At 67.6% G+C, this 22,065-nt stretch carries 19 protein-coding genes; 7 read left to right on the forward strand and 12 right to left on the reverse strand.

The genetic code is table 11. The features are described 5' to 3' along the window. Nucleotides 1-4 precede the first annotated feature (4 nt). From AB0F86_RS07030 to cysD, 5 genes are read right to left on the reverse strand one after another with little or no spacing between them, the layout of a single operon-like run. A complete protein-coding gene (locus AB0F86_RS07030; RefSeq protein ID WP_356982623.1) occupies nucleotides 5-1,138 on the reverse strand; it encodes a sulfotransferase in 1,134 nt (377 codons plus the stop codon). 16 nt (nucleotides 1,139-1,154) lie between these two features. Further along, on the reverse strand, nucleotides 1,155-1,925 hold the full coding sequence (locus AB0F86_RS07035) for an SDR family oxidoreductase (RefSeq protein ID WP_181696020.1): 771 nt from the start codon (nucleotides 1,923-1,925) through the stop codon (nucleotides 1,155-1,157). Continuing rightward, entirely contained in the window at nucleotides 1,922-3,136 is a 1,215-nt protein-coding gene (locus AB0F86_RS07040) for a hypothetical protein (protein WP_356982625.1), read from the reverse strand. Before AB0F86_RS07040 ends, AB0F86_RS07035 begins: the two co-directional genes overlap by 4 nt. Continuing rightward, complete coding sequence (gene cysC / locus AB0F86_RS07045; RefSeq protein WP_356982627.1) at nucleotides 3,133-4,992, reverse strand: adenylyl-sulfate kinase; 1,860 nt, start codon at nucleotides 4,990-4,992, stop codon at nucleotides 3,133-3,135. The genes AB0F86_RS07040 and cysC overlap by 4 nt, the downstream gene beginning before the upstream one ends. Next, a complete protein-coding gene (cysD, locus tag AB0F86_RS07050) occupies nucleotides 4,992-5,897 on the reverse strand; it encodes a sulfate adenylyltransferase subunit CysD (RefSeq protein WP_356982629.1) in 906 nt (301 codons plus the stop codon). Before cysD ends, cysC begins: the two co-directional genes overlap by 1 nt. 69 nt (nucleotides 5,898-5,966) lie before the next feature. Between cysD and AB0F86_RS07055 the strand changes: the two genes are divergently transcribed. From AB0F86_RS07055 to AB0F86_RS07065, 3 genes are all read left to right on the forward strand, one after another. Further along, entirely contained in the window at nucleotides 5,967-6,890 is a 924-nt protein-coding gene (locus AB0F86_RS07055) for a helix-turn-helix domain-containing protein (protein ID WP_356982631.1), read from the forward strand. Nucleotides 6,891-7,583: 693 nt separating this feature from the next. Continuing rightward, the gene (locus AB0F86_RS07060) at nucleotides 7,584-8,339 is read left to right on the forward strand and encodes a hypothetical protein (RefSeq protein WP_356982633.1); all 756 of its coding nucleotides are present in this window, start codon (nucleotides 7,584-7,586) and stop codon (nucleotides 8,337-8,339) included. Nucleotides 8,340-8,500: 161 nt separating this feature from the next. Continuing rightward, the gene (locus tag AB0F86_RS07065; RefSeq protein WP_356982635.1) at nucleotides 8,501-9,388 is read left to right on the forward strand and encodes a DUF5995 family protein; all 888 of its coding nucleotides are present in this window, start codon (nucleotides 8,501-8,503) and stop codon (nucleotides 9,386-9,388) included. Nucleotides 9,389-9,447: 59 nt separating this feature from the next. Here AB0F86_RS07065 and AB0F86_RS07070 read toward each other — a convergent pair whose 3' ends face one another. Further along, nucleotides 9,448-11,172, reverse strand: coding sequence for a GMC family oxidoreductase (locus AB0F86_RS07070; protein ID WP_181696014.1), 1,725 nt, complete (start codon nucleotides 11,170-11,172; stop codon nucleotides 9,448-9,450). A 101-nt stretch (nucleotides 11,173-11,273) separates the two neighbouring features. Between AB0F86_RS07070 and AB0F86_RS07075 the strand changes: the two genes are divergently transcribed. The 3 genes from AB0F86_RS07075 to AB0F86_RS07085 all read left to right on the forward strand — a co-directional run bounded on the left by AB0F86_RS07075 (nucleotide 11,274) and on the right by AB0F86_RS07085 (nucleotide 13,846). Next, nucleotides 11,274-11,981 (forward strand): MerR family transcriptional regulator, encoded by a 708-nt coding sequence (locus AB0F86_RS07075; RefSeq protein ID WP_356982637.1) that lies wholly within the window; start codon nucleotides 11,274-11,276, stop codon nucleotides 11,979-11,981. Nucleotides 11,982-12,129: 148 nt separating this feature from the next. Next, on the forward strand, nucleotides 12,130-12,720 hold the full coding sequence (locus tag AB0F86_RS07080; protein ID WP_356982638.1) for a hypothetical protein: 591 nt from the start codon (nucleotides 12,130-12,132) through the stop codon (nucleotides 12,718-12,720). Between the two features lie 127 nt (nucleotides 12,721-12,847). Then, nucleotides 12,848-13,846, forward strand: a complete 999-nt coding sequence (locus tag AB0F86_RS07085; RefSeq protein ID WP_181696011.1) for a diiron oxygenase — start codon at nucleotides 12,848-12,850, stop codon at nucleotides 13,844-13,846. Nucleotides 13,847-13,853: 7 nt separating this feature from the next. Here AB0F86_RS07085 and AB0F86_RS07090 read toward each other — a convergent pair whose 3' ends face one another. Both AB0F86_RS07090 and AB0F86_RS07095 read right to left on the reverse strand, forming a co-directional pair. Then, on the reverse strand, nucleotides 13,854-14,579 hold the full coding sequence (locus tag AB0F86_RS07090; protein WP_067638282.1) for a TetR/AcrR family transcriptional regulator: 726 nt from the start codon (nucleotides 14,577-14,579) through the stop codon (nucleotides 13,854-13,856). Between the two features lie 37 nt (nucleotides 14,580-14,616). Next, nucleotides 14,617-15,936: a family 1 glycosylhydrolase gene (locus AB0F86_RS07095; RefSeq protein WP_356982640.1), complete on the reverse strand. Its 1,320-nt coding sequence runs from the start codon at nucleotides 15,934-15,936 to the stop codon at nucleotides 14,617-14,619. Nucleotides 15,937-16,216: 280 nt separating this feature from the next. On the opposite strand from AB0F86_RS07095, the gene AB0F86_RS07100 reads away from it, so the two are divergent. After that, complete coding sequence (locus tag AB0F86_RS07100) at nucleotides 16,217-16,699, forward strand: nitroreductase family deazaflavin-dependent oxidoreductase (RefSeq protein WP_356982641.1); 483 nt, start codon at nucleotides 16,217-16,219, stop codon at nucleotides 16,697-16,699. A 48-nt stretch (nucleotides 16,700-16,747) separates the two neighbouring features. Here AB0F86_RS07100 and AB0F86_RS07105 read toward each other — a convergent pair whose 3' ends face one another. The 4 genes from AB0F86_RS07105 to AB0F86_RS07120 are packed head-to-tail and all read right to left on the reverse strand — an operon-like array spanning nucleotide 16,748 to nucleotide 22,063. Further along, nucleotides 16,748-18,190, reverse strand: a complete 1,443-nt coding sequence (locus AB0F86_RS07105; RefSeq protein WP_356982642.1) for an NCS1 family nucleobase:cation symporter-1 — start codon at nucleotides 18,188-18,190, stop codon at nucleotides 16,748-16,750. 24 nt (nucleotides 18,191-18,214) lie between these two features. After that, on the reverse strand, nucleotides 18,215-19,708 hold the full coding sequence (locus tag AB0F86_RS07110; protein WP_356982643.1) for a CoA-acylating methylmalonate-semialdehyde dehydrogenase: 1,494 nt from the start codon (nucleotides 19,706-19,708) through the stop codon (nucleotides 18,215-18,217). A gap of 16 nt (nucleotides 19,709-19,724) precedes the next feature. Then, complete coding sequence (locus AB0F86_RS07115) at nucleotides 19,725-21,041, reverse strand: aspartate aminotransferase family protein (RefSeq protein WP_356982645.1); 1,317 nt, start codon at nucleotides 21,039-21,041, stop codon at nucleotides 19,725-19,727. Next, nucleotides 21,038-22,063 (reverse strand): TIGR03842 family LLM class F420-dependent oxidoreductase, encoded by a 1,026-nt coding sequence (locus AB0F86_RS07120; protein ID WP_356982646.1) that lies wholly within the window; start codon nucleotides 22,061-22,063, stop codon nucleotides 21,038-21,040. The genes AB0F86_RS07115 and AB0F86_RS07120 overlap by 4 nt, the downstream gene beginning before the upstream one ends. Between the last annotated feature and the right edge of the window lie 2 nt (nucleotides 22,064-22,065).

The raw sequence follows: 22,065 nt of genomic DNA on the forward strand, positions 1-22,065 counted from the left end.
ACGATCAGCCGGAAAAGCGCTCGGCGACCATGTCCTCGGTGAGCCCGTAGTCGGCGAGCGAGTAGTGGTGGGTGGGTTTGCGTGCGCCCGTGCGGCTTTCGGCGTCCAGGTCGAGGACGGCCGCTCGGGCCTGCGGGGTGAGGTCGGTGCCGATGGACCGGTAGATCGTCTCGACGGTGCCGACCGGGTCGGAGCGCAGGTCGGCGAAGTCGATATCGATGAAGTGGGCCTCGGGGTGGCGGGCGCGCGCGGCGGTGAACTCGCGCAACCCGCGCGACCACAGGTCGAGTTGGGTGCGGCCGATCACCTCCGGGGTGAAGACGGTCGACCAGCCACGGGTGGCGTGCTCGTTGAGGCTGCAGACCGAGGGGATCACGGTCGCGGGGTCGCGATGGGTCTGGATGACGACGGCGTCGGGGTAGACGGCGAGCAGGGCGTCCAGACAGAACAGGTGACTGGGATTCTTGAGCACCCAGCGGCGGGAGTCGTTCATCCCGATGAGCTGCAGGTTGCGCCGGTGCCGGGCGTAGGCGGGCGTCCAGTCCTGGGTGGTGAGCCATTGCGAATAGCTCGGCAGGTACGCCAGACACTCGTAGGAGTGCGACATCACCGACTGGCGGAGCAATTGCCAGCACTCCTCGACATCGGCAGCGCTCATGTAGTGCAGGCCCATGAACTCCGGGTTCTGCACCTGATGCTGACGCAGCCCGGCGTCTATCTGCTGATAGGCGGGATTGTCCGCCCAGCTCTCCCGCGGCGGCCGGGGCTGCGGGAAGTCCGTCAGCCACATCTCCAGTCCCTGGTTGGCGGGGTCGGCCGCCAACAGGCGGTGCAGTGCGGTGGTGCCGGTGCGCGGCAGCCCGGTGACGAAAATCGGCCGGGTGACCGGTGTTTCGGCAAACCCCGGGTTCGCGGCCCACGCGGCCTCGCTCAGGGCGCGAGCGATCAAGGTGCCGCGCAGGAAGAACCGCGACATCTTGGACCCGAGCTCGGTGAGCCCGGCCTCGTCGCGATAGGAATCGAGCAGCACGCCGAGGGCTTCGGTGTAGTCGTCGGAGCCGAAATCGGTGAGGCCGGTGAGTTTGGTTGCCGAGGCGTGCAGGTCGGCTACGGTGCCGACATCGGTGCGCACAGTCATCGAGGGAAACTCCTGATCAGTTGTGGTATTCGCCGCAGTTGACGTCGAGGGTCTGGCCGGTGATCGCGTTCGCCCAGTCCGAGGCGAGGAACACCACGGCACGGGCGATCTCGGCCGGCTCGGGCAGCCGCTTCAGATCGGATCGGGCAGCCGTCTGTTCGTAGACCTGCTCGACGGTGATGCCGTACTTCTCGGCGATCTGGCCGAAGTACCACTTCAACTGGTCGCTCCAGATGTAGCCGGGCAGCACACTGTTCACCCGGATGCCCTTGCCACCCAGCTCGGTGGCGAGGGTCTGCGACATCGCCAGCAGCGCCGCCTTGGTGAGCTTGTAGCTGCCGTAGCGGGGTTCGCTGTGACGTACCACCGCCGAATTGATCATCACCACGGCGCCGTTGGACTCCGACAGGGCCGGCGTGAACGCCTGCGTCATCCGCAGACCGCCCAGCACGGTGAGATCGAGGCTGTCGCGGATCTGGTCGTAATCGGTGCGTTCGAGCGGCTTCATCGATGGCACCGAGAACGCGTTGTTCACCAGCGCGTCGACGCGGCCGAACTTCTCGACCGTGCGCGACACGAGGTCGCGCACCGCGGCGTCGTCGGTGATGTCGGTAGGCACACAGAGCGTTTCGCCGTCGATCTCGGCGGCCACCTCCTGCAGCCGCGATTCGGTGCGAGCCGCGAGGACCACCTTCGCACCCGCCGCCGCGGCTTCCGTGCAGATCGACCGGCCGAGCCCCGGCCCCACACCGGAGACGACGACAACCTTCCCGTCCAGCAGGCTCATCCCAGCATCCTCTCGGCGAAAGCCCGCTGCCGGGCGGCGATCCGGTCACGCCACGCGGCGGCGTCGATCCGGTTGTGGTCGTAGTACGGCAGGTGCGCGGGGACATCGGCGACGTCGACGAGTTCCACACGCGGGCCGTCGGCTTCGGTCATGGGCCGGTCGGTGCGTTGCCACCGGAACTGCAGGATGCCCCGCGTGCGGCCGGTGGTCTCGATCCAGTTCGTGATGCCGGGATCGCGGTTGCTCACCACCATCCGGATCATTCCGTCCGGATCCACCTGTGCCTGGGCATGATTGAGGCTCGTCTGATGGTTCACGTAATCCAGTGAGATGTACCAGAGGCTGCCCAGCTGGAACCCCTGGTAGGGCGCGTCGGACTTCGGCACGGTGATCACCAGGGCCTGATCGTCGGCGAGGTCGAAATGTCCCACCGAGGAGTACTGGGTGCTGAGACCGCCCGGGGTGAGCCGTGGTGCGGTGAGGGTGTTCACCGGCAGGTCGAGATAGAACCACTTGGGGAAGTTGAACCAGGTGTGCACCCTGGTGAGCAGCATGTTCCCGGCGGCCCGGTAGCGCTTGCGCAACCGGGCCAGATCAGGTTCGTCCGGTGCGGTGCCGAGGGTGTCGACCCGTTCGATGCGGATCGAGCCCTTGCGTTCGGTCCAGTCGCTGTAGACCTCGCGCACCGCGAGCATCGACGCGCCCTCACCGAGCGGGAAATAGTCCACGCCCGCATCGGCTTTCGCCGGACCGAAGCGGATCGAGAAGCTGCCGTCCGCGGCGATCGGGATCCGTCGGTCGTCGAAGGCATCGGCCCCGCCGGGCACCTCGGTGGCCGTGTAGTCACCTTTGAGGACCTGGAAACTCAGGTCGACGGTGCTTCCACGCACCCCGCTCACCACATACTCGGCGGTCGGCTCGATATTCGCGTGGTAGTAGAGGGTGTCCGGATTGTCCAGGCCCATCTTGGCGTACGGGCCGGTGGAAGACACGAAGTAGGGGTGCGAGGTGCCGTGGGCACCCGAGAGCCGCAGGCAGGCGGCGATACTGGCGGCGAGGTAGTCGTAGCCTTCGGCGCGGTCGGTGTCGCTGCGCACGAATTCCGCACCGGCGATGAGTGTTTCGGCCTGGGCGACGGCGGCGAGAAACGGGGCGGTGAGCGAATCGGGCGGTGCGCCCGTGTCGGCAGTGGTGGTACTCGGTTGGTTCAACGGATTGTGATCCCTAGCTCTCGGAGGATATGGGCGGCGCTCTCGGCGGGGGAGCCGAGGTCGGGGGTGATGACCAGGTCGGGTTGTGCGGGCCGCTCGTAGGGGGAACCGATGCCGGTGAAACCGGGCAGCTCGCCCGCACGGGCCTTGGCGTAGAGGCCCTTCGGGTCGCGGCGTTCGCATTCGGCCAGCGGGGTGTCGACGAACACCTCGTGGAAGGGCAGATCCCGGTCGGAGTGCACGGTGCGGGCGTGGTCACGTTGCGCGGCGAACGGGCTGATGACCGACACGACGGCGACGGTTCCGGCGTCGGCGAACAGGGCAGCGACCTCGGCGACTCGGCGCACGTTCTCGTCGCGGTCGGCGGGGGAGAAGCCGAGTCCTGCGTTGAGGCCGTGGCGCAGATTGTCGCCGTCGAGCAGGTAGGCGGGGCGCCCGGCCTCGACGAGCAGGCGCTCGAGTTCCACGGCGACGGTCGACTTCCCCGAACCCGACAGGCCGGTCAGCCAGATCGTCGCCCCGAGGTGTGTGCGCTCGGCACGCGTCACCGCCGAGCGATGCCACGTCACCGGACCGGTGCATGTGCTCGACACCTCGACCGTTTCGCGACCGGTGACCATCCCCGCCGCGACCGTCTCGTCGGTGCGCGGATCGATGAGGATGAAGCTGCCGGTGCGCCGGTTCTCCCGGTAGGGATCCGACAGCAGCGGGCGACGGGCGCGCAGCCGGACCCTGGCGATGTCGTTGAGCGACAACGCCTCCACCTCCGAGACCCGATGCAGGGTGTTCACGTCGAGCCGGTAGTCGATGGCGACGACCTCGGCCTGTGTGGTCTGCGCGGCCGTGCGGACGAGCAGGCTGTCGCCGGCGCGTAGCCGGGCGGTCTCGGAGAACCAGCACAGCATGGCGTCGAGTTCGGTGCTCTGGTGTGGGGAGTTGCCCGGGCGGGCCAGCAGGTCGCCCCGGCCGATATCGATGTCGTCGTCGAGGGTCAGCGAGATCGCCATCCCCGTGAACGCCTCCTCGACTTTCGTGCCGCCCGGACCCCAGATCTCCCGCACATGCGAGGCGTGACCGGCGGGCAGAACCACCACCTCGTCGCCCGGTTTGAAGATGCCGCCCGCCACGGTGCCTGCGTAACTGCGCTGCGCCGACCCCTGTTCGGCGCGGATCACGTACTGGATCGGGAGCCGTGCGTCGATGAGGTTGCGGTCCGAGGCGATGTGCACGTCCTCGAGGTGGCGCAGCAGCGGCGGACCCGGATACCAGCCCAGCTGCGGTGAGCTGTCGACCACGTTGTCGCCGTGCAGGGCCGAGACGGGCACGAAACTGAGGTCTCCGACGGTCAATTTCGCGGCGAACGCGGAGAATTCCTCCCTGATCTCGGTGAAACGTTCCTCCGACCAGTCGACCAGGTCCATCTTGTTCACGCACACCACCAGGTGCGGGACGCCGAGCAGAGTGGCGAGGAAGGCATGACGGCGGGTTTGCTCGCTGACGCCGGTGCGGGCGTCGACCAGGATCAGGGCGAGATCTGCGGTGGACGCGCCGGTCACCATATTGCGGGTGTACTGCACGTGACCCGGCGTGTCGGCGATGACGAATTTGCGGCGCGGGGTGGTCACATAGCGGTAGGCGACATCGATGGTGATGCCCTGCTCGCGTTCGGCCCGCAAACCGTCGGTGAGCAGCGCGAGATCGGTAGTGGCACTGCCCCTTTCGGTGCTGAGGCGCTCGATGTTGGCGAGTTGGTCGTCGAAGAGGGATTTCGAGTCGTAGAGCAGGCGACCGATCAGGGTGGACTTCCCGTCGTCCACGCTGCCGGCGGTGGCCAGGCGTAACAGATTGCGGCGCATCAGAAATAGCCCTCTCGCTTGCGGTCTTCCATCCCGGTCTCGGAGATCCGGTCGTCGCCGCGGGTGGCGCCGCGCTCGGTGAGCCGGGTGGCCGCGATCTCCGCGATCACCTGTGCCGGGGTGGCGGCGGTGCTCTCGACACAGCCGGTACAGGTGGCGTCGCCGACGGTGCGGAAACGCACAGTGGCCTCGAAGGCGCGCTCACCGGGGGCTTCGGTGACGAAACGGGTCGCGGACAGCAGCATTCCGTCGCGCTCGATCACCCGCCTGCGGTGCGCGTAGTACAGCGAGGGCAGCTCGACGGCCGCCTGGTCGATGTATTCCCACACGTCGAGCTCGGTCCAGTTCGACAGCGGGAACACCCGGATGTGCTCGCCCGGCTGATGCCTGCCGTTGTAGAGGTTCCAGACCTCGGGACGCTGGGCGCGCGGCTCCCATTCGCCGAAACGATTGCGGAAGCTGAACACCCGTTCTTTCGCGCGTGCCTTCTCCTCGTCGCGGCGTGCGCCACCGAACACGGCGTCGAAACGGTGCTCACCGATCGCGCGCAGCAGGGTGGTGGTCTGCAAAGGGTTGCGGGTGCCGCCGGGGCGTTCGACCGCGCGGCCCGCGTCGATGTCGTCCTGGACCTTCGCGACGAGCAGGCGGGCGCCGGTGCGGTCGGCGGTGCGGTCGCGGTAGGCGAGCACCTCGTCGAAATTGTGGCCGGTGTCCACGTGCAGCAGCGGGAACGGCAGTGGCGCGGGCCAGAACGCGCGCCGCGCCAGATGCAGCAGCACCGCCGAATCCTTCCCGCCGGAGAACAGCAGCACCGGTCGTTCGAAGGTGGCCGCCACCTCGCGCAGGATGTGCACCGCCTCGGCCTCCAGGGCCGCCAGGTGCGTCAACTCGTATCCCGTCTGCACTGTCCACCTTCCCGGCGGGCTCACGCCCGGGGTTGCACTGTCGAATAATCGACGCTATCGTTCGGTATTGTGACACCGACGATAAGCCGGGCCGAGAGCGCCGGTCAAGAGGTGACGTCGGATCCGGCGTCGGCCGAGCCGGATTCGAGCGTCGTCTCGGCCCCGACCCAGCGGGTGGTTAAGGTGCTCGAGCTGCTCTCGCGCCACGCCACCGAGCGGCTCACGCTGGCCCGCATCGTGCGTGAAGCCGGGATCTCCCGCGCCACCGCCCACGCCGTGCTCACCCAGCTCACCGCCGACGGGTGGACCGTGCGCGACGGCGACGGCTGCTACGGCATCGGTCTGCGGCTGCTCACCGTCGCCCGTCGCGCCGAAGCCGCGTTCCCGCTGCGCCGTACTGCCGCCCCTGTCCTGCGCGCGCTGGCGGACCAGGTGTCGGCACCTGTTTTCCTCGCCGAACGCGACGGGGCGAACATCGTGGTCACCGAACTCGTCGGCGACCCGTCGGCGACCTGGATCCGGCCCGGCCGACGGCTGCCGCTCGCCCCACCTGTCTGCCGCGAATTCGTCGCCTGGGCACCGGAATCCGAACAACGCGCCTGGCTCACCGGCGCCGACCCCACACACCGTGAGCGCCTCGCACACGTCCTCACCGAGATCCGCGCCCGCGGCTATTCCGTCGAGCGACTGGTCGACGATTCGACGCCGATGCTGGAAGCCCTTGCGGCCCTGCGTGACACACCGATCACCGCCGCCCTGCGCGCCCAACTCGGCTCCGTCATCACCGAACTCATCACCATCGACTACCTGCCCGGCGAACTCGGCCCCGACAACGCCGTCCTCACCGTCGCCGCCCCCATCCGCGACACCACCGGCGCCGTCATCGCCTCGGTAGTAACCTGCCCCGACTCCCGCCTCACCGCCGCCCAGGTCACCGCCCTCGGAGCCGCCACCGCCGCCGCGGCCGACCAGATCACGTCGTCCACGCGCTAGTCGCCCGATCGGCCCCACCCTCCCTCCCCGCGCATTGGGACGGGCATGCGCCTCGACCAAGATCCCGCGCTCTCAGGACGGGACGTCGGCAGATTTCGAGCCATAGGAGCGTGGTGATCGGCTGTCCATGAATGGGATGGCAGGTGCCTGCAGCGGCACGCGCGGCTCTCGTTTACGGGGTTGCGCCGTTACGCTGAGCGGGACGCCTGCTCGAGGGAGATCGGCGAGGCGGGTGTGAGGAAGGACTGGGACGTGGCAGACAACGTCGATCGCTGGTGGGAGTCGGCAGGGGCGCCGGGCGAGGATCCGGCGTCGTCCGGGTCTACTTCTCAGCCTGCGATTCCACAACCACCGCAGGGGGATCCGACGATCCTCGCTCCACAGGGGCCTGTGCCGTTTCAGCAACCGCATGGCCTGGGTGTCTTCCCTCAATCGAGTGTGCCGCAGGGGTCGGGTGCGTTTCCACAGCCCGGTACGCCGCAGGGATCGGAGGCCTCCCCGCAGGCATCCGGACAGCAGGGGTCCGGGGCATTCCAGCAGCCTGTGCTCTACCGGGCAATGCCGGGCCCGCAGCCGGGAATGCTGCCGGGGTCGGAGGGGTACCCTGGGGCGCCGCAGGGTTATGGGCAGCCGGGTGGGTACGGAATACCCAACTCGCAGCAAGGAATTCCGCAGCAGGGGCTCGGGCCCAGCATGTCCTTGCCGTTTCCGCAGCACGGGCAGACGTATGGGTACGCGCAGCCGCCGCGAAAGGGTAATGCCGGTCTGCTGATCGGGATCGGGGCGGTTGTCGTGGTGCTCGCGGTGGTGCTCGTGACCGCCGTGGTCATCGGAACCGGCGGCAACGACGAGCAGGCGGTTGCCGCACCGACGACGACCACGCAGACGGTCCCGCCCACCGGTACCAGCACCGCACCGGTGACGCCGGGTTGGAAGGGTGTGCTGCTCGCTGACGAGCGCATCGCTTACGACGTCCCGCCGAGTTGGCAGATCGCCTCGGAGTCGGACTCGGTCGTGATCCTCGGTCTGAGCGGAATGTTCGCGGGTACCGGAAAGGCCTCCGAAGGCGAGAACTACTGCCCCGGTTCGGCCTACCGAGGACTCGCGGGGATCGCCCTCAGTACGGAGAACACCCTGCCTGAGGCCGCGACCACCGCGGCCAGGATCGCGGCCGAGGGCGGCTACTCCGATTCGACAGGCGGCAAAATCACCGCCCCCACTTCGCTCACCACCAAGAGCGGCTTGGCCGGACAGTTCGTCGAGAGCTCGGGTTCGTGGACACCGGCGCGACCGGGCTGCACCACGACCACGTACTCGGTGTACACCTTCGCCTTCGAGAAGTCGGCGGGTCTGCCGATGGTCATGGCGATCCTGGTCGACCGGGGCACCACCGGCGAACTGTCCGCCGACGACGCCAAGAAGATGATCGCGAGCATCCGCCTGATCTGACGGCCCTCCAACACGTGGGCTGCCGCAGCTAACCCGCCACCGAACGGCCTGCTGTTCAGCCGGTTCCGCTCGGATCTCCGTGGCACCTGCCCGCCTCGGCGAGCCTGCCGATCCGGGTGCGTCGCACAGCGGATCGGGGCGGGAGGTGGTGGAATCGCAGGATGCGTATCGGGAGTGGAATAGTCGCGGCTGTCGCGGTCGGGATCATGGCTCTGCCCGGGTTGGTCGCGGGACCGGCCGGCGCTGTGACCGACACCGCGTGCGGATCAACCCTCTCGCCGGCCGATATCGGCGAGATCGCCCGGCTCTCGGACACTTCCGAGATCGCAGGCGGCGATACCCTGACCCGGCTGGAGGACGCCGTCGACCGGCACCACCGAATCACCGAGATCCTTGTCGAGCACCGGGACCTGCGTGGGCTGTTCGCGATCGGCCTCGACGGTGTGGAATCCACCGCCGTGATGCCGATGCAACGTGATCCGGCGGCCTTCCTCGACCGCGAATACGCGCATTCGATCAGTCTCGAATTGCTGCGTCGTTTCCTCGACAATCTGCACGCCGAATTCTCCGGCGGCGTCGTCGAACCGCAGTGGGCACACTATTTCGCCCTGGCCAAGGACTGCGGCGCCTCGCGGGCACGCACGGCGATGGCCGGATACAACGCGCACCTGACCGTCGACCTGACGTATTCGGTGGCCGCCGTCGGGAGCCGTCCCGAGCACGCACCGGACTATTTCAAGATCGTCGCAGGCATCGCCTCGGTCGGCGAAGTGATCGTCGACCGGACCAAAGCCGTCTACGGTGCCGACCTCGGGCCGCTGTGGCGGTTCTATTTCGTGGGGGAGGGCCTCGATCAGCTGTTCGGCGCGGGCGTGGCCACCGAGCAGATGCTCATCGCCGCCGACCTCGGTGCGAACGTGGTGATCTTCAGCAACGGACTCGCCCTGCAGGACCCCGCGCTGGCGCCCACGATCCGGACTGAGGTCGCCGCGCTGTGGCAGGCGGCCGATCTGGCGTTCGAGGCGTTGGCGCGCATCAACGCCCTCTGAACGAACAAGACCCCGGACCTGCGGTGCGAAACCGCTTGTCCGGGGCCATGTTCCGGTCGTCAGCCCGCGGTCTTCTCCGGGTTGCGGATCTCGACGATCGGCAAGACCAGCGCGGCGGGCGCGCCCGCGGGGACCACCGGCTGCTTCGGTGCGACCGGTTCGATCCGTCGGTATCCCGCGTCCTGCTCGGGCCGGGTGTCGACCTCACCCTTGTTCGGCCAGTAGGCGGCCGCGCGCTCGGCCTGCGCGGTGATCGTCAGCGACGGGTTCACCCCGAGATTGGCCGAGACGGCCGCACCGTCGACAACGCTGAGCGTCGGGTAGCCGAACACACGGTGGTAGGCGTCGATCACGCCGTGCTGCGGGTCGGCGCCGATCGCCGCACCACCCAGGAAGTGCGCCGTCATCGGCACATTGAACACATCGCCCCAGGTGCCGCCGGCGACGCCGCCGATCTTGTCCGCCACGCGGCGGGTCACCTCGTTGCCCGCGGGGATCCACGTCGGATTCGGTTGCCCGTGGCCCTGTTTGGACGTGAGCTTGCGCCCGAACAGCCCGCGCTTGGTGTAGGTGGTGATGGAGTTGTCCAGGTGCTGCATGACCAGCGAGATGATGGTGCGCTCGCTCCAGTTCCGCACGCTCATGAACCCGAAGAAGGTGAGCGGATGGGTGATCACCAGCCACAGGAACCGCAGCCACCTCGGCACGCGCCCGCCGCCGTCGACCATCAGGGTCTGCAGCATGCCCATCGAGTTGGAGCCCTTGCCGTAGCGGACCGGTTCGACATGGGTGTCGGGAGTGGGGTGGATCGAGGACGTGATCGCGACACCCTTGGTGAAGTCCTGGCCGGGCGCGAGCGTCTTGGTGGCCGCGCCGACGATGGACTCGGAGTTGGTGCGGGTGAGCAGGCCGAGCCGATCGGAGATCTTGGGCAGCGCGCCCTCGTCGCGCATCGCGTGCAGCAGCTTCTGGGTGCCGAGCGTGCCCGCGGCGAGCACCACCTGCTTGGCGGTGTAGGTCTTGGGGTTCTTGCGCACCCAGGCGCCGGTGCGCTCGGTGGCCACGTCCCACGTGCCGTCGGGCAGCGGACGCAGTGCCGACACGGTGGTCATCGGGATGACCTGCGCGCCCGCCTTTTCCGCGAGGTAGAGGTAGTTCTTCACCAGCGTGTTCTTGGCGCCGAACTTGCAGCCGACCATGCAGTCACCGCATTCGATGCAGCCGGTGCGCTCGGGGCCTGCCCCGCCGAAGTACGGATCGGCGACGGTCTTGCCCGGCTCACCGAAGAAGACACCGACCGGCGTCTGGACGAAGGTGTCACCCACGCCCATGTCCTCGGCGACGGCCTTGAAGATCTCGTCGGCGGGCGTCATGTGCGGGTTCTGCACCACGCCGAGCATCTTCTTGGCGCGCTCGTAGTACGGAGTGAGCTCGGCTCGCCAGTCGGTGATGTCGCGCCACTGCGCGTCCTGGAAGAACGGCTCCGGCGGAACGTAGAGGGTGTTGGCGTAGTTCAGCGAACCACCGCCGACACCGGCGCCGCCGAGGATGAGCACGTCGCGCAGCGGGTGGATGCGCTGGATGCCGTAGCAGCCGAGCTTGGGTGCCCACACGAATTTACGCAGGTCCCAGCTGGTTTTCGGCAGTTCGTCGTCGGCGAAGCGGCGGCCTGCCTCCAGCACGCCGACCTTGTAGCCCTTCTCCACCAGTCGCAGCGCGGTGACACTGCCGCCGAATCCGGAACCGACGATCAAGACGTCGAAGTCGGTGGTTCGCTCGGACATAGAAGAGCTCCTCGATGGTGTCGACAGTGACGCCGGTAACGCTAACGCCGACAGCCAGCACTGTCAAAGTCCGCCCGGGGCTCGGCCCCTATGCTGGTCGCGTGCCTCGATACACCCGCGCGGAACTCGCCGACGCCAGCGGCGTCGCGGCGCGCACGATCCGCTATTACCACTCGCTCGGCGTCCTACCCAAGCCCGGGCGCGCAGGCAAGGAAGTGGTGTATTCCGACGAGCATCTGGACCGATTGCGCGACATCGTCGCCATGCAGGGCCGCGGGCTGCGGCTCGACGCAATCCGTGAGGTCTTCGACGCCGAACCGGCCAGCGGCGACTGGCGCACGCTGTTCGACCCGCGTTCGGCCCAGGCCGCGCAACGCAGCGCGGAGATCGACGACGCCGAACTCGCCGCCCTGCTCGGCGACCGCGGCTCGGACGTGCTGACCGAACTGATCGCCGTCGGTTATCTGGAGCGCCGCGGTGAGCGGTGGTACGTGCCGGATCGCCCGATGCTCAAGGGCGCCCTCGTGCTCTACGACGTCGGTATCGACATTCCGCTCAGCGGCGAACTGCGCACCATGATTCGCTCACGCATGGCCGCGCTCGCCGACGAGGTGGTCGGCGCGGTTCGCGACGCGTCGGGCGGCTACGCCGGCGAGGACCTCGGCGTCGACCTGGCCCGCTTCCGGGAACGCCTGCTCGCCATGGCCTGGGAGGTCGGTGGCACCACGCTGGCCGCCGAGGTGAACCGGGCCGCCGAGGAGGCGGCCGAGGCGCGCCGCGAGACGGCGGGCTCACCCCCGGTCGGCTGATCGGCATGACTTTCCCCACGTGGCGCCCTCGCTACTCCAGAGGGACCGGTCGGTACGGTAGCGAAGGAGGTGATTCCTGCGGTATGTGGGGTGAGAGATGTGTGAACGGCGGGCCCACCGGTACCGCCGCCGAACGGGGAGTGCCCGAGTGAATTCTCGCGAGGAGATCTTGCGCCGCGTCCGCGACGGGCTGCTGGACCTACCCGACGACGCGCGACGGGTGACGGTTCGTCGCTCGGCGGGTCGCCCGGCCGACGCCGACCCGGCCGAACGCGCCGCCGTACTCGCCCGCTTCGTCGAACGGCTGCGCGAACAGGGTTCGCTGGTGCGGCTGGTCGACACCACGGGCCTGCCCGCCGCCGTGGCCGATGTGCTCTACGGAATGAGCGTGCGCACCGTACTCGCCGCCGTCGAGCCAGGTCCGGCGTGGCTCGACCATTGGGCCGGTGCGCCGGGTCATGCCGTGGTGCACGGCTCCGGCGCGGCGAGCAGCGGCGACGCGGTGGTCCGCGATGCTGTCGCCGGCGATGCCTCGACCGGTTCGCTCGCCCTGGAGGTGGATGGCGGACCCGCCGTGTCGGAGGACATGCCCCAGGTGTGCGTGGTCCGCGCCGAGCGCGTGTTCAGCTCCCTGCCCGATGCGCTGGACCGCCTCGATCCCCGTCGCCCGCTGATCTGGCGCGGCGGCCCCGCAGACGCGGAACTGGCCCGTCAACTGGTTGTTCTGCTGGTCGAATAGTCATCGCTCTCGATTCGGACGCGCCGCACACGGGGGTTGTGTGGGACCTTAAGTCTCAGTTACTCTGAGTTCGACGATGTGACGGTTGACACTGCCGTGCGCATCGACGCGAACCGAGGAGGCACCGATGACGCTGACCGAATCGAGCCGTGGCGGACTCATCAGCGAGGAATACCGCGATGCCCTGGCGACCCTGTCTCAAGGGTCCGTCGACCGGCATTTCGATCCCTACCTCGATATCGACTGGGATTCGCCTGAGCTGGCTCTCGACCCGAACGACCCGCGCTGGGTGTTGTCGTCCGAATACGATCCGCTCGGTGCCACGCAGTGGTATCGCGAGCAGCCGCTGGAGCGGCAGATCGAGATCGGCAAGTGGCGCACCGCGAACGCGATCAGGGTCGGCGCCGCATTCGAGAGCATCCTGATCCGCGGGATGATGCAGTACATCATGAAGCTGCCGAACGGCTCTCCCGAGTTCCGGTACTGCTTGCACGAGATGACCGAAGAGTGCAACCACATCCAGATGTTCCAGGAACTGGTGAACCGCATCGGTGTGGATGTACCGGGCATGCGGCCATTGTTCAAGGCACTCTCGCCGTTCATCGGCGTGGCGGGCGGCTACGCGCACACGATCCTGTTCATCGGCATCCTCGGCGGCGAGGAACCGATCGACCACTATCAGAAGGCCATGCTGCGCGCGGGCGCGAACCTGCCGCCGATGGTGGTGCGCACCATGGAGATCCACATCGCCGAGGAAGCGCGCCACATCTCCTTCGCCCACGACTTCCTCGCCGCGCACATCGGGCGGATGGGCAAGTTCAACCGTGGCGTGTGTTCGGTGGCGTTCCCGATCGCGATGCGCTGGCTGGCCGGGGAGATCATGGCTCCGCCCCGTTCGTTCGCCACGCAGTTCGACATCCCGCGTGAGGTCATCCGGGAGGCCTTCTGGAAGTCCGAGCACTCGCAGCACGTTCTGGCGGGCTACTTCGCCGACGTCCGGAAGCTGGCCGACGATCTGGGCATGATGAACCCGATCGCCAAGCAGGTGTGGAAGGCGCTCGGCATCGACGGGCCGCTGTCGCGCTACCGCAGCGAGCCGGAGCGGAGTGCCCGCAGGGCTGCGTGAGCCGCCCTCAGTCGCCGTTGGTCATCAGCTGGGTGATGACCGTGGTGAGGGGTTGTTCGGCGTCGAGGGTGAGCCCGTGGCGCCGGGCGACGCCGTCCACCACGTGCCAGGCATAGGAGGCGACCTCCTCGATCAGCTGCTGTCTCGACAGGACCGGGGCGGGGTCGTTGGCCCAGCGGGTGACCGTCGCCTCGGTCATCGAGACGATCGCGAAGGTCATCGCGTCGGCCGAGCCGTCGTCGGCCACGCCGACCACTCCGGCCAGTCCGGTGACCAGCGCGCGGGTCGACGCGGCGAGTGTCGCGATGAGTGAACTCATGGCGTCGACGTCCGGATCGGCCTCCGACGGCCCGGTGCGCAGGAATTCGTGCAGTCGTGGATGCTCGGTGACCCACGTGACGACGGCATCGACCGTGCGAACGAGGATCTGGTGGATGGAACCGTCGCCGATGTCGAGCGCGTCCTCGATATCGCCGACGAACCGGTCGGTGATATCGCTGCGGATGCGCCGGTCGAGCTCGTCGCGGCCCGCGAACTGCCGGTACACAACGGATTTCGCGAGCCCGGCGTGTTCGGCGATCTGGACGATCGGCACCTCGACACCCGGCGGCGCCTGCTCGATCAATTCGATCGCCGCCTGCACGATCCGTTCCCGGCGGCTGTCGTTGTGCGGCTGCCACCGGGCTTGTCTGCCGCTCACGGCGCGGGCTGGTCGTGACGTTGCGCTCGACACCGCCTGAGTGTAAAGCACACGATCCGGTATCGAACTGTTACCGAGGGACTGTCACCGGATCGGTGCAACTCGCCACCCCGTTCACCACCGAACAGGGCGCAGGCGCTCGCGTCGGGCGGTAGTCATCGCCGACACCGCCCGCGGCGGTGATCTCCCGGTAGGCCGCGACAGCGTCGGTGGGTTTGCGGGTGAGTGTGGGGTCGGTCAGTACGTCGACGGTGTAGAGACCGAATCGTGGTGTGTAGGAACCCCATTCGTAGTTGTCGGTGAGGCTCCAATAATTGTAGCCGAGCAGTGGGATGCCGTCGGCCACAGCGCGCTGCAGCCAGTACACGGTGTCGCGCAGCGAATCGGCGCGGGTGTAGCCGTCGGGGCGTGGCAGCCCGTTCTCGGTGGGCATCCCGTTCTCGACGATGTAGAGCGGGCGGCCGGGGAACTTGCGGGCGTAGTGCTCGAGGACGTAGTAGATGCCCTCGGGGTGCAGGGGCATGGTCCAGAGTTTGCCGGGGTCGGGGATGCGCGGTTCGGCGGGGGAGAGGCTGTAGTAGTAGTCGATTCCGATGTAGTCCAGGCGCGCCGAGATGCGATCCAGCAGCGGGCCGTTGACCGCGTCGTCGACGGCCGGCATGTGGGCGACATTGCTCGTGACCATGGCATCCGGCTGCACGGCGTGGATGTACTCGTGGATGCTGTTGTGGGCCTGGGCGATTCGGTCGACCATAGCCGGTGCGTCCGTGGGGCCGAGCCCGCCGTGGCGTAGTTCGTTGGCCAGGTACACCATCGGCTCGTTGAACGTCACCCACAGCGGATCCGTGTGGGCGAAGCGATCGACGATGGTGCGCGCGTTCGTCAGCCAGTCGGTCACGATGCGCGGATCGCGCCACCCGCCACGATCCGCTACCCAGCCGGGATAGACCCAGTGATCGAGGGTGAGCATCGGTCGCATGCCCGCCGCGACGATCGCGCCGACGACCTCGTCGTAGAACCCGAGACCCGCCTCGTCCCAGACGCCGGGTCGAGGCTGCACCCGTGCCCACTCGATGCCGATGCGGTACACGCGCACGCCGAGGTCGGCCGCGAGCGCGATATCCGATCGGAACCGCTGGCGGAAGTCGACCGAGTTCAGGTACGGATGCTCGGTGCTGCCGGACTCCGCGTAGCGGCGCCAGTTGCTGTCCGGTGCGTCGCCTTCGGCCTGGAACCCGGAAGCGGCTACACCCCAGAGGAAGTCGGGGCTCATCGGTGCCAACTGGGTGGATGCCGGTGGTCGGGCGGTAGTGGGGGAGGTGCTTCCCGCGAGCGCGGCGAAGACAACGGCGATCGTGGCGAGGATCCTGCGGCGGCTGGGGGAGGGCATGGCACTCCTGGCGGCTGGAATGGGAGGGGGAGGAGAGTCCAGTGTGCGGCATCGACGAGCGGTAGTCCGGGAATTGCGGCAGTAAGGCGAACGTCCATTTATTACATTCGGTTACGCAGATATGCGCATCTAACTATGTCAGCCCAGTCTTTCCAACCCACAACTCACCTCCGATACATGTGCCCACGAACAAACCACCAGCAAGGGCGGGGGAGTGAAATGCCTCTCAAGCACACCCTGTGGGTTCGTTAATCCAGCGCGCTCGAGCCAGGATTCGGGGATGGTGTGGAATCCCTTGCCCCGTGTGGCGCGCGTGTTCGGAGCACAAGCCTGGGTGATGCGGGGGGCGAGTGTCGTGTTGCCCGCCGAACGGTTGCTTCGCCGGTTCTCCGGTGGGCGTTGGGGTGTCCTCGATCTGGCCGGTCTGCCGTCGATCGAGGTGACCGTGGTCGGTCGCAAGTCCGGTGTGCCGCGGACGACCTCGCTGCTGTGTGTGCCCGACGGTGACGGCTTCTTCCTCGTCGGTTCCAACTGGGGCAAGCCCGAACATCCGGCCTGGTCGGCGAATCTGCGTGCCGCGCGCACGGCATCGGTGCGGTTCAACGGCAGTACGGCGTTCCCTGTGTCGGTCGCGGAGATCACCGGGGTGGAACGTAAGCGGGTGTGGGATCAGGTCGTGGAGTTCTGGCCTGGTTACGAGATGGAGTATCAGCTCGCCGGCGGGCGCGAGTTCCGGATCTTCCGGCTCGACCGGATCGTCTGACGACTGTGCCCCGGCGACAGTCGTTGTCGCCGGGGCACAGTCGCAGGTTCAGACCTGCGCGGGTTTGCGGCTCAGGCCGTACATGACGGCGGCGCCGAGTGCCGCGCCGACCGGCCACGACAGCGCCGTGACCGAGGCGGAATCGGGGACAAGAGCTACGACGACGCTGACCGCACCCGCGATGAGCAGTGCGACGAGCGCTCGCGGGTTGAATCCGCGGGTGTAGAAGTAGGTGCCGTCGGTCGCGCCGGAATAGAGCTCGGGCACGTCGGTGCGCTGTTTGCGAACCAGGTAGTAGTCGACGACCAGGATGCCGAACACCGGCCCCATCAGAGCACCGACACCGCCGAGGAAGTAGACGATGAAGTCCTGGTTGGCCCACAACTTCCAGGGCAGTACGACGATCGACAGGACGGCGGTGATGATGCCGCCGGTGCGGAACGAGATGTACTTCGGTGCGGCGTTGGAGATGTCGTAGGCGGGGGAGACGAAGTTCAGCACCACGTTGATGCCGACGGTCGCGATGGCGAACAGCACGGCCGAGATGATGACGATCGCATCGTTGTCGATGTGGGCGACGAGCTCGACCGGGTCGGACAGTACTTCCCCGTACACCTTCAAGGTCGCGAGGGAAATGATGATCGAGATGACGACGAACGCGGTCTCGTTGAAGGGTATGCCCCAGGCGTTGCCGCGCCGGATGGCCTTCTGACTGGGTGAGAATCGGGCGAAGTCGGCGTAGTTCACCAGCGGTCCGGCCATGAACGCGACCATCAGGAACGCGACCCCGATGAACGCCGACACCGTCTGTCCGCTCGAGAGTGCTTCACCCGCACGAGCATTGAGGTCGATGCTCCAGTCGGCTTCGCTCATGATCCACACGGCGAGGGCGATCATGCCGATCCACACGACCGGCCCGGCGAAGTCGGAGGCCTTGCGCACGATCTCCATGCCGTAGCTGATGATCATCAGCTGCACGGTCCACAGCACGAGGAACGCGATCCAGCCGAGCGCGGACAGTCCGAGGAAGCTGGGTTTCGTCCACGATTCGAGACCTGGCGACACCCGCAGGATCAGCACGATCACCGCGGTGGAGGCCAGGTAGGTCTGGATGCCGTACCAGAAGATCGCGACGAGCGCGCGGAGCAGGGCGGGGATGTTGGCGCCGAACACGCCGAAGGTGGCGCGGGCGAAGACCGGGAACGGGACCCCGACCTTCTGACCCGCGACACCGACGAGGTTGCTCCCGAGCCACAGCATCAGCACACCGGCGAACAGGGCGAGCATGGTCTGCCAGCCGGTCATGCCGAGGGCGAGCATGCCGACGGCGAAGCCGTAGCTGGCGATGCTGTGGGCCGAGGTCATCCAGAGACAGAACAGGTCCCAGGTGCGCCAGGTCGCCGTGTCCTTGGTAGTGGGCGCCAAGTCGTCGTTGACCAGCTGCGAGTGTCGTCCCGCGCCCTCGGGCGCGTGGACCTGTGTTTCTGTCATCGCATTATCTCTCTACTTCTACTGCTAACTGTGCTGGGGGAACCCGAGGTTGATGCCGCCGTGGCTCGGGTCGAGCCAGCGCGACGTGATCGCCTTCTCCTGGGTGAAGAACGAGAAGCCCTGCGGTCCGTAGGCTTTCGCGTCACCGAAGATCGACGCTTTGTGGCCGCCGAAGCTGTGGTAGGCGACGGGCACCGGGATGGGGACGTTGATGCCGATCATGCCGACGGTGACCCGGCGCTGGAATTGCCGTGCGGCCCCACCGTCGTTGGTGAAGATCGCGACCCCGTTGCCGTAGGGGGAGCTGTTGATGAGTTCGATGCCCTCCTCGAAGCCGTTCACCCGGACGACGGAGAGGACCGGGCCGAAGATCTCGTCCTGGTACACGGCGGAGCTGGTCGGGACGTTGTCGATGAGGGTCGGGCCGAGCCAGAACCCTTCGGCCGCACCGTCGATGCTGGTTTCGCGGCCGTCGACGACGATGGTGGCGCCGTCGGTGGCGGCCACGTCGAGGTAGCCGGCCACCTTGTCGCGGTGTTCGCGGGTGATGAGCGGTCCCATGTCGCAGCCTCGGCGGCCGTCGCCGGTGCGTAGTCTGCCCATGCGTTCGGCGATCTTGGCGACGAGTTCGTCGGCGATGCTGTCGACGGCGAGCAGCGCGCTCACCGCCATGCAGCGTTCGCCCGCCGAGCCGAAGCCCGCGTTGACGGCGGCGTCCGCGGCGAGGTCGAGGTCGGCGTCGGGCAGCACGAGCATGTGGTTCTTGGCCCCGCCGAGTGCCTGTACTCGTTTGTCGTTGGCGGCGGCGGTCTGATAGACGTAGCGCGCGATCGGGGTGGAGCCGACGAAGGAGATCGCGGCGACGTCCGGGTGAACGAGCAGGGCGTCGACGGCTTCCTTGTCGCCGTGGACCACGTTGAGGACGCCCGCGGGCAGGCCCGCTTCGGCGGCGAGTTCGGCGAGCCAGTTGGCGGCCGAGGGGTCCTTCTCGCTGGGCTTGAGGACGACGGTGTTGCCCGCGGCGATGGCGATCGGGAAGAACCACAGGGGAACCATGGCGGGGAAGTTGAACGGGCTGATGATCCCGACCACCCCGACCGGTTCACGCACCGAGTACACGTCGACGTCGGTGGAGACGTTCTGGCTGAACTCGCCTTTGAGCAGTTGTGGCATGGCGAGGGCGAATTCGACGACTTCGAGCCCTCGGGCGATCTCGCCGCCGGCGTCGCTGAGGACTTTGCCGTGTTCGGCGGTGAGGATCTGGGCGAGGTCGTCTTTGCGGGCGTTGAGCAGTTCGCGGAAGGTGAGCAGGAACCTGCTGCGGGTGGCGATCGAACTGTCGCGCCATTGGGGCAGGGCGGCGGCGGCCGCGGCGACGGCGGTGCCGACGTCGGTGGCGGTCGCCATGCGCACCTCACGTTGGGGTGTGCCGAGGGCGGGGTCGAAAACCGGTGCGGTGCGGGTGGATTCGCCCGGCCAGGCCTTGCCGTCGATCCAGTGCTCGAGAATCTGTGTCATGGTCGTTTCCTTGTCTTCAGAGTCCGGCGAGTACGTCACGAATCGCGGCGACGCCCGCGGTGGCCTCGGCGTCGGTGATGACGCAGGGAGGCACCACGTGCAGGCGGTTGTCGGCGATGAACGGGAGCACGCCGCGTTCGAGGAGACCGGTTTTGAGCTTGCCCATGGTCGCGGCGGGGACGGGTGTGCGGGTGTGTGGGTCGGTGACGAGTTCGAGTGCCCAGAACACGCCTTCACCGCGTACCTCACCGATGACGGGGAAGTCGTCGGCGAGGGCTCGTAGTGCGGGGCCGAGGGTTTCGCGGCCGACGCGCTCGGCGTTGGCGACGATGCCTTCGGATTCCATGGCGTCGAGTGCGGCGACGATGGAGGCGGCGGCCAGAGGGTGGCCGCTGTAGGTGAGGCCGCCGGGGAACACGGTGTCGTCGAAGGTGTGTGCCACGGGGTCGGAGATGATGACGCCGCCGACCGGGACGTAACCGGAGTTCACGCCCTTGGCGAAGGTGATGAGATCGGGAACGACATCGTGGCGGGAGAACGCGAACCAGGCGCCGGTGCGGCCGAAGCCCGCCATCACTTCGTCGAGGATGAGCAGGATGCCGTAGCGGTCGGCGAGCTCACGCACGCCGGCGAGGTAGCCCGGCGGTGGGACGAGCACACCGGCGGTACCGGGGACGCTCTCTAGCAGAATGGCCGCGATGGAGGCGGGACCCTCGCATTGGATCACCCGTTCCAGGTGGTGCAGTGCGCGTTCGCATTCCTGTTCGGCTGTCTCGGACCAGAATTCGCTGCGGTACAGGTAGGGGCCGAAGAAGTGGACGTGGCCGCGGGCGAATTCGTTCGGTACGCGCCGCCAGTCGCCGGTGGCGACCACGGCCGCGCCGGTGTTGCCGTGGTAGGAGCGGTAGGTGGAGAGCACCTTGTCGCGGCCGGTGTGCAGGCGTGCCATCCGGATGGCGTTCTCGATGGCGTCGGCGCCGCCGTTGGTGAAGAACACCTTGTCGAAGCCGTCCGGTGCGAGCGCGGAGATGCGCTGTGCGGCTTGTCCTCTGGCGAGGTTGGCGGTGGCGGGGGAGATGGTGGCGAGTTGGGCTGCCTGCTCGGCGATCGCTCGGGTGACGGCCGGGTGCTGGTGGCCGATATTGACATTGACGAGCTGGCTGGACAGGTCGAGGTATTCGCGGCCGGCGTGGTCCCAGAGCGTGCAACCGCGTCCGCCCGCGATGACGAGTGGTTGCAGCGCGGCCTGGGCGGACCAGGAGTGGAAGACGTGGTCGCGGTCGAGCCGGTAGGCCAGGGCGTCGAGGTCGGTCGCGGTGTCGGCGGCGGTCATGATGCCGCCTTCATCGCGGTGATGTGTTTGGTCATGCCGGGGATGACGGTTTCGCCGTAGACGCGCATGGTCTCCTCCTTGTTGTCGTGTTGGAGATAGCCCGCGAACTGGTCGACACCGAGTTCGGCGAGGCGCTGCAGCTTCTTCAGGTGGTCCTCGGCGGTGCCTAGGACACAGAACCGGTCGACGATGTCGTCGGTGACGAAGGCGGCGTGGGTGTTGCCCGCGCGGCCGTGCTGGTTGTAGTCGTAGCCTTCGCGACCGGCGATATAGTCGGTCAATGCCGGTGGGACGGAACCGGATTCGCCGTAGCGGGTGACGATGTCGGCGACGTGGTTGCCGACCATGCCGCCGAACCAGCGGCATTGGTCACGCATGTGTGCCCAGTCGGTGCCGATGTACATGGGTGCGGCGACACAGATCTTGACCGCGTCGGGGTCGCGCCCGGCTGCGGCGGCCGCGTCCTTGACGGTGCGGATCATCCATTCGGCGATGTCGAGGTCGGCGAGCTGGAGGATGAACCCGTCGGCGACCTCACCGGTGAGCTGGAGAGCTTTGGGCCCGTACGCGGCGACCCACACATCGAGGGTCGAGCCCGTGCTCCACGGGAATTGCAGCACGCGTCCGTCGACCTCGACCGGGCGGGAGTTGGCGAGTTCCTTGATGACGCGGATGGATTCGCGCAGGGTCGCCAGGGTGGTCGGTTTGCCGCCGCCGACCCGGACCGCCGAGTCGCCGCGGCCGATGCCGCAGATGGTGCGGTTGCCGTAGGCCTCGTTGAGGGTGGCGTAGGTGGAGGCGGTGACCGTCCAGTCGCGGGTGGCGGGGTTGGTGACCATGGGGCCGACGGTGATGCGTTTGGTCTCGTTGAGGATCTGGCTGTAGAGCACGTACGGTTCCTGCCACAGGATGTGGGAGTCGAAGGTCCACAGGTGGCTGAAGCCGTGTGCTTCGGCGAGTTTGGCCAGGTGCACCGTGCGCGCCGCAGGCGGGTCGCACTGCAGGACCGCTCCGAATTGCATGG

This window comes from Nocardia sp. NPDC023733 (assembly GCF_040639775.1).
Lineage (GTDB): Bacteria > Actinomycetota > Actinomycetes > Mycobacteriales > Mycobacteriaceae > Nocardia > Nocardia rosealba.